At 66.8% G+C, this 13,083-nt stretch carries 16 protein-coding genes and 1 other RNA gene; 11 read left to right on the forward strand and 6 right to left on the reverse strand.

Going from position 1 to position 13,083, the window contains the following annotated elements; genetic code table 11:
- Window positions 1-15: 15 nt before the first annotated feature.
- Window positions 16-1,080 carry a patatin-like phospholipase family protein gene (locus IE00_RS13430; RefSeq protein WP_072297712.1) on the forward strand — a complete coding sequence of 355 codons (1,065 nt, stop codon included), beginning with the start codon at window positions 16-18 and terminating at the stop codon, window positions 1,078-1,080.
- Here IE00_RS13430 and IE00_RS13435 read toward each other — a convergent pair.
- Genes IE00_RS13435 through IE00_RS13445 form a run of 3 tightly spaced genes read right to left on the reverse strand, consistent with a single transcriptional unit; the run spans window position 1,077 to window position 3,221 of the window.
- Complete coding sequence (locus IE00_RS13435; RefSeq protein WP_072297793.1) at window positions 1,077-1,991, reverse strand: pseudouridine-5'-phosphate glycosidase; 915 nt, start codon at window positions 1,989-1,991, stop codon at window positions 1,077-1,079. The genes IE00_RS13430 and IE00_RS13435 overlap by 4 nt on opposite strands.
- A gap of 5 nt (window positions 1,992-1,996) precedes the next feature.
- Window positions 1,997-2,881, reverse strand: coding sequence for a PfkB family carbohydrate kinase (locus IE00_RS13440; RefSeq protein ID WP_139291436.1), 885 nt, complete (start codon window positions 2,879-2,881; stop codon window positions 1,997-1,999).
- Window positions 2,862-3,221 (reverse strand): helix-turn-helix transcriptional regulator, encoded by a 360-nt coding sequence (locus tag IE00_RS13445; protein ID WP_072297714.1) that lies wholly within the window; start codon window positions 3,219-3,221, stop codon window positions 2,862-2,864. The genes IE00_RS13440 and IE00_RS13445 overlap by 20 nt, the downstream gene beginning before the upstream one ends.
- A gap of 230 nt (window positions 3,222-3,451) precedes the next feature.
- Here IE00_RS13445 and IE00_RS13450 point away from each other — a divergent pair, with 230 nt between their 5' ends.
- From IE00_RS13450 to IE00_RS13470, 5 genes are all read left to right on the forward strand, one after another.
- Complete coding sequence (locus tag IE00_RS13450; protein WP_072297715.1) at window positions 3,452-3,799, forward strand: AtpZ/AtpI family protein; 348 nt, start codon at window positions 3,452-3,454, stop codon at window positions 3,797-3,799.
- Between the two features lie 44 nt (window positions 3,800-3,843).
- The gene (locus IE00_RS13455) at window positions 3,844-4,551 is read left to right on the forward strand and encodes a F0F1 ATP synthase subunit A (protein WP_170864154.1); all 708 of its coding nucleotides are present in this window, start codon (window positions 3,844-3,846) and stop codon (window positions 4,549-4,551) included.
- 88 nt (window positions 4,552-4,639) lie between these two features.
- The gene (locus IE00_RS13460; RefSeq protein WP_042244507.1) at window positions 4,640-4,876 is read left to right on the forward strand and encodes a F0F1 ATP synthase subunit C; all 237 of its coding nucleotides are present in this window, start codon (window positions 4,640-4,642) and stop codon (window positions 4,874-4,876) included.
- A 73-nt stretch (window positions 4,877-4,949) separates the two neighbouring features.
- Window positions 4,950-5,582, forward strand: coding sequence for a F0F1 ATP synthase subunit B' (locus IE00_RS13465; protein WP_083554373.1), 633 nt, complete (start codon window positions 4,950-4,952; stop codon window positions 5,580-5,582).
- On the forward strand, window positions 5,579-6,142 hold the full coding sequence (locus tag IE00_RS13470; protein WP_072297717.1) for a F0F1 ATP synthase subunit B: 564 nt from the start codon (window positions 5,579-5,581) through the stop codon (window positions 6,140-6,142). The genes IE00_RS13465 and IE00_RS13470 overlap by 4 nt, the downstream gene beginning before the upstream one ends.
- 133 nt (window positions 6,143-6,275) lie before the next feature.
- On the opposite strand, the gene IE00_RS13475 is transcribed toward IE00_RS13470, so the two are convergent.
- Window positions 6,276-6,944 carry an OmpA family protein gene (locus IE00_RS13475; RefSeq protein WP_072297718.1) on the reverse strand — a complete coding sequence of 223 codons (669 nt, stop codon included), beginning with the start codon at window positions 6,942-6,944 and terminating at the stop codon, window positions 6,276-6,278.
- A 236-nt stretch (window positions 6,945-7,180) separates the two neighbouring features.
- Between IE00_RS13475 and nth the strand changes: the two genes are divergently transcribed.
- The 5 genes from nth (at window position 7,181) to IE00_RS13500 (ending at window position 11,991) form a co-directional block, all read left to right on the forward strand.
- Window positions 7,181-7,843 (forward strand): endonuclease III, encoded by a 663-nt coding sequence (nth, locus tag IE00_RS13480; RefSeq protein ID WP_072297719.1) that lies wholly within the window; start codon window positions 7,181-7,183, stop codon window positions 7,841-7,843.
- A complete protein-coding gene (locus IE00_RS13485; RefSeq protein WP_072297720.1) occupies window positions 7,840-8,847 on the forward strand; it encodes an adenosine kinase in 1,008 nt (335 codons plus the stop codon). Before nth ends, IE00_RS13485 begins: the two co-directional genes overlap by 4 nt.
- Window positions 8,848-9,015: 168 nt before the next feature.
- On the forward strand, window positions 9,016-10,278 hold the full coding sequence (gene fabF, locus IE00_RS13490) for a beta-ketoacyl-ACP synthase II (RefSeq protein ID WP_072297721.1): 1,263 nt from the start codon (window positions 9,016-9,018) through the stop codon (window positions 10,276-10,278).
- Window positions 10,278-11,459: an endolytic transglycosylase MltG gene (mltG, locus tag IE00_RS13495; protein WP_170864160.1), complete on the forward strand. Its 1,182-nt coding sequence runs from the start codon at window positions 10,278-10,280 to the stop codon at window positions 11,457-11,459. Before fabF ends, mltG begins: the two co-directional genes overlap by 1 nt.
- Before the next feature lie 91 nt (window positions 11,460-11,550).
- Window positions 11,551-11,991, forward strand: coding sequence for a hypothetical protein (locus IE00_RS13500; protein ID WP_072297723.1), 441 nt, complete (start codon window positions 11,551-11,553; stop codon window positions 11,989-11,991).
- 2 nt (window positions 11,992-11,993) lie between these two features.
- On the opposite strand, the gene rnpB is transcribed toward IE00_RS13500, so the two are convergent.
- An RNA gene (gene rnpB, locus IE00_RS13505) (RNase P RNA component class A) lies at window positions 11,994-12,368 on the reverse strand.
- 66 nt (window positions 12,369-12,434) lie between these two features.
- Window positions 12,435-13,070, reverse strand: coding sequence for an N-acetylmuramoyl-L-alanine amidase (locus tag IE00_RS13510; protein WP_072297724.1), 636 nt, complete (start codon window positions 13,068-13,070; stop codon window positions 12,435-12,437).
- Window positions 13,071-13,083: the final 13 nt, after the last annotated feature.

Here is a 13,083-nt window from a genome sequence, read left to right on the forward strand (position 1 = left end):
GGAAAGGGTCACTCCATGGAAGACAAGCGGATCAATCTGGCCCTGCAGGGCGGGGGCGCGCACGGGGCCTTTACCTGGGGCGTGTTGGACCGGCTGCTGGATGAACCGTGGCTGCAGGTCGCGGCGGTCAGCGGGGCCTCGGCTGGGGCACTGAACGGGGCGGCGCTGAAGGCGGGGCTGTCGGCGCATTCCGGCCGCGCGGGCCGCGAGGCCGCCCGCCGCAATCTGGACGCGCTCTGGTCCGGGGTCGGCGAGATGAGCGACAACCGCGTCATCCGCTGGATGCAATCGCTGATGCCCATGCCGCGCGGGATGCAGCGCTGGACGCAGATGGTGTCGCCCGCCGCCTGGCTGGACAACCTGACGCGGATCTTCAGCCCCTATGATTATGGCCCGTTCTATGTGAACCCGTTGGGAAAGCTGCTGCGCGGGTTGCCCTATCCCGATTTCGCCCGCGACGGAGGCCCGGTGCTGTTCGTGGCGGCGACCAATGTCCGCACGGGGCGCGTCCGGGTCTTTACCGGCAGTCACGCGACGCCCGACGCGGTGATGGCATCGGCCTGCCTGCCCACGCTGTTCCAGGCGGTCGAACTGACCGACCCCCTGACCGGCCTGACCGAGGCCTATTGGGATGGCGGCTATTCCTCGAACCCGGCGCTGTTCCCGCTTTACGGGGCCCGCTTTCCGCGCGACGTGATGATCGTGGCGCTGAACCCGCTGATGCGCGACGTCCTGCCCCGTACCCCGGTCGAGATCGCCGACCGCGTGAACGAGATCAGCTTCAATTCATCCCTGATGGGTCAGCTGCGGGCCGTGAATTTCGTCAAGCGGCTGTTCGAACAGGGCCGTGTCGATGACGCGACGATGAAGAACGTGCTGGTCCATCTGATCGACGATGACGCGCTGATGACCGACCTGACGGCCCGGACCAAGCTGATGCCCGGACCGGGGATGCTGGCATCGATGAAATCGGCGGGGCAGGCGGCGGCGGACCGGTTCCTGACCGACCACGCCGACAAGCTGAACGTGGCCGACAGTTTCGATCTGTCGCAGTTCTTCCCGCCGACCCCCTTCGATTAGGCCATGGCCCGCGCGATGGCCGCGGCCAGGCGCGCATTGTTCAGCACCAGTTCGATATTCGAGGCCAGCGAGCGGCCTTCGGTCAGTTCGAAGATGCGCTGCAACAGGAAGGGCGTGACCTGCTTGGCTGCGATCTTCTGGTCCTCGGCCTCGGCCAGGGCCTGCTCGATCACCGGCATGATGACGTCGCGGGTGATCTCGTGTTCGGCGGGAATGGGGTTCGCGACCAGCTGTCCGCCTGTCACGCCAAGACGCGCCCGCATGGCGGCGGCGGCGGCGATGTCTTCGGGGCTGTCCATGCGCAGCGGCGCCTTGATCCCCGAGGCGCGCGACCAGAAGGCCGGCAATTCGTCCTGGCCATAGGCGATGACCGGCACGCCAAGCGTTTCGAGCACTTCCCAGGTCTTGGGCAGGTCCAAGATGGCCTTGGCACCGGCGGCCACCACCGTCACCGCGGTCCGGCCCAGTTCCTGCAGGTCGGCGGAAATGTCGAAGCTGATTTCCGCGCCGCGATGCACGCCGCCGATCCCGCCGGTCGCAAAGACCTTGATGCCCGCCAGTTCGGCGCAGATCATCGTCGCGGCCACCGTCGTGGCGCCCGTGCGGCCATTGGCCAGGCAGACGGCCAGATCGGCCCGGCTGAGCTTCATCGCCTGGTCCGATGGCGTCTGCGCCAGCGCGGTCAGCGCCTCGATCGTCAGGCCGACATGGATCTGGCCGCCCATGACGGCGATGGTGGCGGGCACGGCGCCGTTCTGGCGGATGGTGTCCTCGACCTTCTGGGCCATTTCCAGGTTCTGCGGCCAGGGCATCCCATGGGTGATGATGGTCGATTCCAGCGCCACGACGGGGCGCCCGGCTTTCAGGGCCTCGGCGACCTCGGGGGCGAAGGTCATGGGGGCATCGGTCATGTGGGTCACGGAACGTCCTTTCCAGAGACATGGGCGGCGGCGGCCTCGACCGCCTGGCGCAGCGCCGCATCGCGCGGCTGGTTCTTCAATTCGGCGGCCAGATGGGCGGCCAGGAAACAATCGCCCGCGCCGGTGACGCGGGCCACGGTGACGCGGGGCGGGGTGACGACCAGCGTGGGTCCGTTCGCCATCGCATCCGCCGCGCTGTGGGGTCCGTCGGTGACCAGCACGCGGGCGGCGCCGCGCGCCACCACGGCCTCGGCTGCGGTGGCGGCATCCGGGCAGGCGCCCCCGGCCAGGATCTCGGCCTCCAGCCGGTTCAGATAGAAACAGCCGCGCCGGGCGGCGATCAGCGGTTCCAGCCGTTCGGCCTTGCCGGGGCTGGCGGGCACCACGCGCAGATCGGCCCCGGCCAGCCGGCGGTCGCGCGACATGGTCGCCAGCAGATCCTCGGTGAGGTTGCCGTCCAGCACCACCGGGCCGGTCCAGTCGGCCAGCGCACCGGACAGTGGCGCAAGGATGGTGTCGCCCGCGGCCTCCAGGCTGTGGGCATCGGCGATGGCGGCGATCAGCCCCTCGCTGTCCTCGATGCCCATGTAGCAGTCGGTCGGCAGGCCGCTGTCGCGCGTCAGCCAATCGGTGCGCACGCCAAGGCGGCCGGCCTGCGCGGTCAGGGCCTCGCCCTCGGGGTCGCGGCCGACGGCGGACAGGACGGCGGGCGTCAGCCCCCACCGCGCCAGCGCCACGGCCACGTTCAGCGCGACGCCGCCGGGGATGTGGCGGATGCGGCCCGGCACGTCGGCGCCCTGGGCCATGCGGCGCGGCGCGCGTCCGATCACGTCCCACAGCATCGCGCCGATGCACAGGATGTCAGGGTGCTTGTCGGTCATCGTCATCCCTCAGCTCGGTTTCCAGGAACCGTTCGAAATCGTCCAGGTCGATCGGGTCGAACTGCCCGAAGCCCTGCATCCAGACCGAGGCGCTGCGCATCCCGTCGGGGTCCAGCTTGCACCATGTGATCCTGCCGCGCCGCTCTTGCCGGATCAGGCCGGCGGCTGCAAGCACCGCCAGATGTTTCGAGATCGAGGCGAGGCTGGTGTCGAAGGGCGCGGCCACGTCGCTGACCGCCATGTCATCCTCCAGCAGCATCGACAGGACCCGCCTGCGGGTCGGGTCGGCAAGGGCCGCAAAGATCAGGTCCAGCCTGTCGGGGGGTGGGATCGGGGTCATCGGGATGCCTGTCGGTCTGTCGCCAAGGGGGCAGGGGGCCGCCCGCGGGGGCTGACGCTCAACCGGGCGGTTGAATAATGTCCGCGCGCGCAGGGGATTGCAACCCTTGGGACGGAATCGCGAAAAGGGCAAAGTGGCGCATTTTCAACGGCTTGACATCGGGCAACGCGCGCTTGACTTGGGCGGCCCTTGCCCCTAGACAGCCCCCAACGAACACGAGGGCGTGAAACATGGCCAGCGGGTCCCAAGGCGACAAGGACAGGGCGGCGGATGCCGAACGTCTGGCCGCCCTGGAAGCCAAGCTGGCCGCCAAGGCGCCCAAGCCGTCGGGTCCGAACCCGATGGGGAAATACGAACAGGCCAATCTGGCCTGGCGCATGGTGATCGAATTCGTGACCGGCCTGGGGCTGGGTTTCGCGGTCGGTTACGGGCTGGACTATCTCTTGGGCACCAAGCCCTTCCTGATGGTCCTCTTCATATTCTTCGGTCTTGCGGCCGGCGTCAAATCCATGATGCGGACCGCGGCCGAGCTTGACCGAAAATCCGGCGACCAGCCGGGCAGTGACGAGAGGGATTGATCGTGGCGACGGAACCGACTGGCGGCGGCCTTGAATTCCACCCTATGGACCAGTTCATCGTCAAGCCGCTGTTCGGTGCTGGCGAGGTTCACTGGTACACCCCGACCAACGTGACGCTGTGGCTGGCGCTGACTGCGCTTGCCGCGATCGCGCTGCTGGTTCTGGGCACCCGTGGCCGTGCCATCGTGCCGAACCGTGCGCAGTCGATGGCGGAAATGGCCTATGGCCTGGTCTACAAGATGATCGAGGATATCTCGGGCAAGGACGGTCTGCGTTACTTCCCTTATGTCCTGACGCTGTTCATGTTCGTCGTCTTCGCCAACCTGCTGGGCCTGCTGCCGATGGCCTTCACGGTCACCTCGCATATCGCCGTCACCGGCGTGCTGGCGATGGCGGTGTTCCTGGGCGTCACGGCGATCGGCTTCATCAAGAACGGTTCGCATTTCCTGGATCTGTTCTGGGTCCGCTCGGCTCCGCTGGCCGTGCGTCCGATCCTGGCCGTCATCGAAGTCATCAGCTACTTCGTGCGCCCTCTCTCGCTGTCCATTCGTTTGGCCGGCAACATGATCGCCGGTCACGCGGTCATCAAGGTTTTCGCGGGTTTTGCAGCCATCGCAGCTGTTGCCCCCGTCGCAATCATCGCGGTCGTCGGGATGTATGCTTTCGAGGTGCTTGTCGCCTTCGTGCAGGCCTATGTCTTCACCATCCTGACCTGCGTGTACCTCAAGGATGCGCTGCACCCGTCGCACTGAGGTGACGGGCTGCGGCCCCCGGGCGATGTCGTCCTGATATCGCCACAACACGTTTAAAGCCAAACTTCCAACCGCAAGGAGAAATACCATGGAAGGCAATATCGGAGAACTGGGCCAGTACATCGGCGTCGGCCTGACCGCATTCGGCATGGGCATGGCTGCTCTGGGTGTGGGCAACGTTGCCGGCAACTTCCTGGCCGGCGCCCTGCGCAACCCTTCGGCCGCTGCAGGCCAGACCGCCACGCTGTTCATCGGCATGGCATTCGCCGAAGCACTGGGGATCTTCTCGTTCCTCGTCGCGCTTCTGCTGATGTTCGCGGTCTGATCCATCGCCATCCTTGCGGCGGGGTGGGGGCAACCCCCACCCCATCGTGATATTCAAGGCCATGGGGTAGGATATGTTCAGCCTGTTGCAAGAGGCCGCCACCACCGCGGTCGAAACCACTGAGGGCGTCGTCGTCACCGACGAAGCAGCCCACGGCGCCGATGCCGCGACCCACGGGGTCGATGCAGCGGGCCATGCCACCGAAGCCGCGGGCCTTCCGCAGCTGGATATCGCCACCTTCGGCAACCAGATCTTCTGGCTGGTCGTCACGCTGGTGGTTCTGTATCTGGTGCTGTCGCGGGTCGCTTTGCCGCGCATCGCCGCGGTGCTGTCCGACCGTCAGGGTGCCGTGACCGGCGATCTGATGGCCGCAGAAGAATTCAAGCAGAAGGCCAAAGAGGCCGAGGCAGCTTACGACAAGGCCCTGGCCGACGCGCGCAGCGAAGCCCAGGCCATCGTCGCGCAGAACCGCACCGAGATCCAGACGGAGCTGGACGCCGCCATCGCCAAGGCGGATGCCGAAATCTCGGCCCGCGCCGCCGAATCCGAGGCCCGCATCCGCGAGATCCGCGCATCGGCCGACGAAAGCGCGCGTGAGGTTGCCCGCGACGTCACCGCCCAGCTGGTCTCCAGCTTTGGTGGCAATGCCGATGATGCCGCTGTCGCGTCCGCCGTCGATGCTCGCATGAAAGGGGCCGTGCAATGACCCGCTTGTTTGCAATCGCCGCTGCCGCGGCCGTGACGGCAGGTCCTGCCGCCGCAGCGACCGGCCCGTTCTTCTCGCTGCGCAACACGGATTTCATCGTGTTGCTGGCCTTCATCGCCTTCATCGCGGTGCTGGTCTATTTCAAGGTTCCGGCACTGATCGGCGGTCTTCTGGACAAGCGGGCCGATGGCATCCGCAAGGATCTGGACGAGGCGCGTCGCCTGCGTGAAGAAGCGCAGGAGATCTATGCCAGCTATGAGCGTCGCCAGCGCGAGGTCAAGACCCAGGCCGATCAGATCGTCGCCAACGCCAAGCGCGAAGCCGAAGCGCAGGCCGCCAAGGCCAAGGATGATCTGGCGACCTCGATCGAACGTCGCCTGCAGGGCGCGCGCGATCAGATCACCAGCGCCGAGAATGACGCGGTGCGTGCCGTTCGCGACCGGGCCGTTCAGACCGCCGTGGCTGCGGCTTCGGAAATCCTGATCCGGCAGGTCCATGCCGGTCAGCGTTCGGCCGGGATCGACGACGCCATCGAAGACGTGGCGCGCCGCCTGAACTGAGCCTTTCTTCAGGGACAGCGATCCAGACCCCCGGTGCTTTTCACCGGGGGTTTTTTTTCATGGCAGGGACACGGGCCCATGAAAAAAGGCCGGGCAGCGATGCCCGGCCTTTCAGTTATTGCCTCCGGCGCCCTTACTGGGTGGGGCGGATGATGATTTCCACGCGACGGTTCTGCGCGCGACCGGCGGCGGTATCGTTCGATGCGACCGGCTGGGTCAGGCCGCGGCCCGTGGCGGCAAGGCGGCCTTGCGAGACGCCTGCTGCGGCCAGGATGCCCGCGACCGACTGCGCGCGGCGCTGCGACAGGTCCTGGTTATAGGAGGCGCTGCCGGTGTTGTCGGTATGGCCGATGACCTCGACGCGGCTGTTCGGATATTGGTTCAGGTTGCGCGCGACGGCATAGAGGTCGCTTTGCGCGGGGCCCGAAACGGCGGCGCTGTCGGTGGCGAACAGGATGCCCTCGGGCAGAACGACCTGCAGGTAGGACCCATGGTTGACGATCTGGACGTTGGGGTTCGAGATCGAGGATTTCAGCGCAGCCGCTTGGCGGTCCAGGATGTTGCCCGCCAGCGCGCCGGCGGCGGCACCGACGATCGCACCGCGTGCGGCGTCGCGGCCCTGGTTGTTGCTGTCGCTGTCGCGCGTGGCGCCGTAAAGCGCGCCGACGGCGGCGCCGGCAAGGGCGCCCTGCTGGGTGCGGCTGGTGTCACCGCCGGTGGTGCCCATCATGCCGGTATCGGCGCAGGCGCCGAGGACCAACAGGCTGGAGGCTGCAAGGACGGACGTGGTGCGGAGTTTCATCGGGCTCCCTTTCCTCTGACTGCGCGGCCTTGGGTCATGCCCGGCTGCGCGCGAAGTTCTGATGGCGTTCCCGATTCCGGGATACGCGGCTAACGCGTGGCAAGCTGTCGCAGTTCCGTTCCGAAAGAAAGTCACTGTTTCGTTGAGGCGGCTGAATTCGCGTCACAATCGGGACAGCGGCCGCGTGATGTCGGCATGCTTGCATTAGCCCCGCCACCCGGTCAAAAGCATGTCCCATGGCCCCATCCAAGAAACCCCCCGCTGCATTGCCCTTTGCCGATCAGGTCGCGATCTTTCAGCGGTTCCAGACCGCCGATCCCGCGCCGGAAACCGAGCTGGACTATGTGAACCCCTTCACGCTGGTCGTGGCCGTCGCGCTTTCGGCGCAGACGACGGATGTGGGCGTGAACAAGGCCACGCGCGGGCTGTTCGCGGTGGCCGACACGCCCGAAAAGATGCTGGCCCTGGGGCTGGAGGGCGTGACCGAGCATATCAAGACCATCGGGCTGTTCCGGCAGAAGGCCCGGAACGTCATGGCACTGTCGCAGATCCTGGTCGATCGGTATGACAGCCAGGTCCCCGACAGCCGCGCCGCCCTGATGAGCCTGCCGGGCGTGGGCCGCAAGACCGCCAATGTGGTGCTGTCCTGTGCCTTTGACCATCCCGCGCAGGCCGTCGATACCCATATCTTTCGCGTCGGCAACCGCACCCGCATCGCCCCCGGCCGCGATGTCGACGAGGTCGAACGCGCCATCGAGGACCATGTCCCCGCCCGTTTTCAGGTCCATGCGCATCATTGGCTGATCCTGCATGGCCGCTATATCTGTCAGGCCAGACGGCCCCGTTGCGCGATCTGCCCGATCGCCGACCTGTGTCCCTATGAGGAGAAGACCCAATGACCACCCCCTATGTGATCGGGATCGGCAATGCCGTGATGGACGTGATCGCCCCCGTCGCCGAGGATCGCCTGGCGGCCCTGGGCGTCCAGAAGGGCATCATGCAGCTGGTCGATCTGGACCGCTCGAACGAGCTGATGGCCGCCGAGGGGCAGTTGGGCAGCGGGCAGCGGGCGCGGCTGATCCCCGGCGGATCGGTCGCCAACAGCCTGGCGGGGATCGGCAAGCTGGGCCTGAAGACCGCCTTCATCGGGCGGGTCGCCGATGACGCGCTTGGCCTGTCCTATGCCGAGCAGACCGAGGCGGCGGGCACCGTCTTCGTGAACCCGCCGGTGGGGGGCGATCAGCTGCCGACCTCGCGCAGCATGATCATGGTGACGCCGGATGGCGAGCGGTCGATGAACACCTATCTGGGGATTTCCGCCGAACTGGGGCCCGATGACGTGAACCCGTCGGTCTTCCAGGGCGCGGGCTGGCTGTTCCTGGAGGGCTATCTGTTCGACAAGCCCAAGGGCAAGGATGCCTTCCTGAAGGCGGCCCGGGCCTGCCACGATGCGGGCGGGCAGGCGGGGATCGCCCTGTCGGACCCGTTCTGCGTCGATCGCCACCGCGAGGATTTCCGCAAGCTGGTGGCGGGCCCGATGGATTACGTGATCGGCAACGTGCATGAATGGACCGCGCTTTATCAGGTCGAGGACCTGGAGGAGGCGCTGCGTCTGGCCGCCGCCGATTGCGGGACAGTCATCTGCACCCGGTCGGGCGACGATGCCATCCTGATCCGCGATGGTGAGCGCGTGACGGCCCCGGTCCACCGGATCGTGCCTGTCGATGCGACGGGCGCGGGCGATCAGTTCGCCGCAGGGTTGATCTATGGCTTGGCGACGGGGCGTCCGCTGGCCGTCGCCGGACGGATGGGGTGCATTGCCGCCGCCGAGGTCATCGCCCATGTCGGCGCACGCCCCGAGCGCGACGTGATGGCCGAATTCAGGGCCGAAGGGCTGATCTGATCCTGCGTCCCGCGACGGGCGGGGGGCCAGCCCCCCACACCCCCCGGGCCGGTTCCCGCCATGGCGATGCTTCGCCTTGTGGCGGGTGATCTCGGCTTCGTGACGTTGCGCGGCTGGCGCGGCGCGTGTATCAGGTTTGAAAATTGCGAAAAGCTGAAGGAAATGCCGATGCGCAGGGTTGTTGTCACCGGATTGGGAATGGTCACGCCGCTGGCCTCGGGCGTGGAGGCGACCTGGGAACGGCTTCTGGCCGGAAAATCGGGTGCGGGACCGATAACGCGCTTTGACGCCAAGGACGTGGTCACCAAATACGCCTGCGAGATCCCCTTCGGCGACGGCACTGACGGCACCTTCAATCCCGATGACTGGATGGCCCCCAAGGATCGCCGCAAGGTGGACGATTTCATCCTCTACGGCGTGGCCGCGGCGCATCAGGCCGTGACGGATGCCGGCTGGATGCCCGAGGACGAGGAAGACCGCCTGCGGACCGGCGTGATGCTGGGTTCGGGCATCGGCGGGCTGACCTCGATCGCGGAAACGGCCGTGCTGATCAAGGAACGCGGGCCCAAGCGGGTCAGCCCCTTCTTCATCCCCGGCGCGCTGATCAACCTGATCTCGGGTCAGGTGTCCATCCGCTATGGCTTCAAGGGGCCGAACCATGCGGTGGTGACGGCCTGTTCGACGGGCGCGCATGCCATCGGCGACGCGGCCCGCATGATCATGCTGGGCGATGCGGACGTGATGGTCGCGGGCGGCGCCGAAAGCCCCATCAGCGAGATCGGCATCGCGGGCTTCAACGCCTGCAAGGCCCTGTCCACCCAGCATCAGGACGATCCCACCAAGGCCAGCCGCCCCTATGACGCCGACCGTGACGGTTTCGTCATGGGTGAGGGCGCGGGCGTCGTCGTGCTGGAGGAATACGAACACGCCAAGGCGCGCGGCGCCAAGATCTATGCCGAGGTTCTGGGCTATGGCCTGTCGGGCGATGCCTATCACATCACCGCCCCGTCGGAAGATGGCGATGGCGGATTCCGCGCCATGCAGGCGGCGCTGCGTTCGGCCAAAGTCGAGCCGTCGCAGATCGATTACATCAACGCCCACGGCACCAGCACCATGGCCGACACGATCGAACTGGGCGCGGTCGAACGCCTGCTGGGCGATCATGCGGGCAATGCGGTGATGTCATCGACCAAATCCAGCATCGGTCACCTGCTGGGCGCTGCGGGCGCGGTCGAGGCGATCTTCTGCGTCCTGGCGATCCGCGACCAGATCTGCCCGCCGACGATCAACCTGGACAACCCCGCCGTGACGCCCAAGCTGGACCTGGCCGCCAATGCCGCCGTGCGCCGCAAGGTCGATGTCGTGCTGTCCAACAGCTTCGGCTTTGGCGGGACCAATGCCAGCCTGGTGCTGGGGAAGGTCGCCGAATGATCTGGCGCAACATCGCCTCGAACTTCCTGACGCTGGCGATCGTTCTGCTGGTGGCCTTGGCGGGTCTGATCGCCTGGGGCAAGTCGGAGTTCAGCGGCCCCGGCCCCAGCGAGGTCGCACAATGCGTCCAGATCGCGCCGGGGGCCAGCCTGAACGCGGTCAGCAACCGGCTGGCCGAACAGGGGGCGATTTCCAACGCCTATATCTTTCGCGCGGGCGCCGATTACCTTGGCAAGTCGCGCGACCTGAAATTCGGCAGTTTTCTGATGCAGCCCAATGCCAGCATGGAACAGATCGTCGACACCGTGACGGCGGGTGGCCCGTCTACCTGCGGGACCGAAGTGCTGATCCGCGTCGGCGTGCGCGAGAACACCGTCCTTCTGCGCGACATGAACCCCGAAACCGGCGCCTATGAGGAAATGGCCCGCTATGTGCCCGGTGTCGAGGATCGTCCGCAGACCATCGCCGATGCCGAGGAACAGGCCGATGTGCGCCTGTCGCTGGTCATGGCCGAGGGCGTGACCAGCTGGCAGGTCGTCGAGGCGCTGAAAGCGGCCAGTTTCCTGACCGGCGACATCGGTGAAACGCCCGCCGAAGGCAGCCTGGCCCCCGACACCTATCTGCTGAGGAAGGGTGCCGACCGCAGCGCGATCCTGGCCGACATGGCCAAGCGCCAGGCCGACATCCTGGCCGCCGAATGGGAGGCCCGTCCCTTTGGCCTGCCCTATGACAACCCCCAGGAGGCGCTGATCATGGCGTCGATCGTGGAAAAGGAAACCGGCATCGCGGGGGAACGCCCGCAGGTGGCCAGTGTTTTCGTGAACCGTCTGCGCCAGGGGATGCGCCTGCAGACGGACCCGACCGTCATCTATGGCGTGACGAACGGGCAGGGCATCCTGGACCGCGGCTTGCGCCGCTCGGAGCTGAATGCCGAAACGCCCTACAACACCTATCGCATCGACGGGCTGCCGCCCACGCCCATCGCCAATCCCGGTCGCGCGGCCATCAATGCGGCGCTGAATCCCGACCAGACGGATTACATCTATTTCGTCGCCGACGGGTCGGGCGGGCACCAGTTTTCCCGCACGCTGGATGAACACAACGCCGCCGTCGCCCGCTGGCGCGAGATCGAACGGGCGCGTGGTCTGCCCACCGACAGCCCGGTCCAGACGGACGAATAGGCCGCATCGGCATTTGACAAAAAAGGCCCCCGGACGCAGGCTTGCGGTCGGGGGCCTTCTTCATTGGCCCATCGCCGAAGGAGGAACGCGCATGAAACTGTCCGACATGTTTTCCAGTCTGGCCGAGAACGCCCGCATGTTCGAGGAGCGCTCGGCCAGCTGGCAGTCCGAAATGACCGCCCGCAACGACGAGATGATGGCCGGCATCAAGAAATGGCAGGACAGCGCCGCCGAACGCCAGGACCAGATGCAGCGCCAGATGAAGGAATATTTCGACCAGGCCGGCGATCAGGCCCGCAATCAGTGGGAGACGATGCAGAAGTCGTGGGAGGATCAGTTCGCCGCCATGAAGGCGCGCGGCGAGGAGATGCGCGCATCCGCCAGCAAGATGAAGGGCGGCGATTTCGCGGCCTGGTCCGAGGCCTATGCCGCCCAGATGGTCGGCTTTGCCCAGAAGATGCAGGATGAGGCGACGAATGCCATCGCCCGCGCGACCGAAGCCCGCGCCACGACCGGCAAGAAGAAGACCTGAAGACGCGCGGAGGGCCTGTAAGCCGGATTTTGTCCACCGCTTGCGCGGCTGGATGACCATTCCTCTGGTCCGTCCGTTACCGGACGGATCTAGCTGCCTACCCGGATCTGCTGGGGCAAGGTGGCCCTGCGGCTTGCGCCGCGCGCGATCCCTATTCGGCATTGCTCCTGGTGGGGCTTGCCATGCGGGCGCTGTTGCCAGCCCCCCGGTGGGCTCTTACCCCACCGTTTCACCCTTGCCGGTCCGAAGACAGGCGGTCTGTTCTCTGTGGCGCTTTCCCTGGGGTTGCCCCCGCCGGGCGTTACCCGGCACCATTACCTCATGGAGTCCGGACTTTCCTCGACAGGTTGCCCCGCCGCGGTCATCCAGCCCTCCGCGCGCGGTCGGTATGGCGGGGATCGGGCGGCGCGTCAATGGTCGATCCGGGGGTGGATCGGGCGCGATCAGGCGGGCAGCAGGCTGGCCGCGATGCGCCGGTCTTCCTCGGTCTCGGGGCCATGCGCCCAGGGGCGGAACCGCAGGCGGAAGGCCGCCAGACGCTTGGCGGGTTCGACATCGGGATAGCCGATGCGGGTCAGGCATTCCGCCAGGGGCAGGGCGGGCCCACGACGGTCCGATGGCCAGATGGCCAGCCCTTGCCGGGACAGCCGTTCCCAATCGAAGCGCGGGCCGGGATCGACCTTGCGCCCCGGCGACATGTCGGAATGGGCGATGACGCCTTCGGGGCCGATCTGCCAGCGGCTCATGATGCGGCCCAGCAGGTTTTCCAGCGTATCCATCTGGCGGGCGGCAAAGGGGCGGTTGCCGGGATTGGCGATTTCGATGCCGATGCTGCGGGAATTCACGTCGGCCTGGCCCTGCCAGCTGCCATCGCCCGCATGCCAGGCGCGGCGATCTTCGGAGACCAGCATGTCGGCATAGCCGTCTTCGTGGATCAGCCAATGGGCGCTGACCTCGGCCACCGGGTCCGACAGGCGCGCGCGCGCCGAGGCCGCATCCGCCATGCCGGTGTAATGCAAGACGATCAGCCGGGGGCGTTGGCCGCGGCGATCGCCGTGGTTCGGGCTGGGGCCGTCCATCGTGTCGTCCTTG

It is taken from the genome of Paracoccus sp. SM22M-07 (assembly GCF_001887735.1).
Taxonomy (GTDB): Bacteria; Pseudomonadota; Alphaproteobacteria; order Rhodobacterales; family Rhodobacteraceae; genus Paracoccus.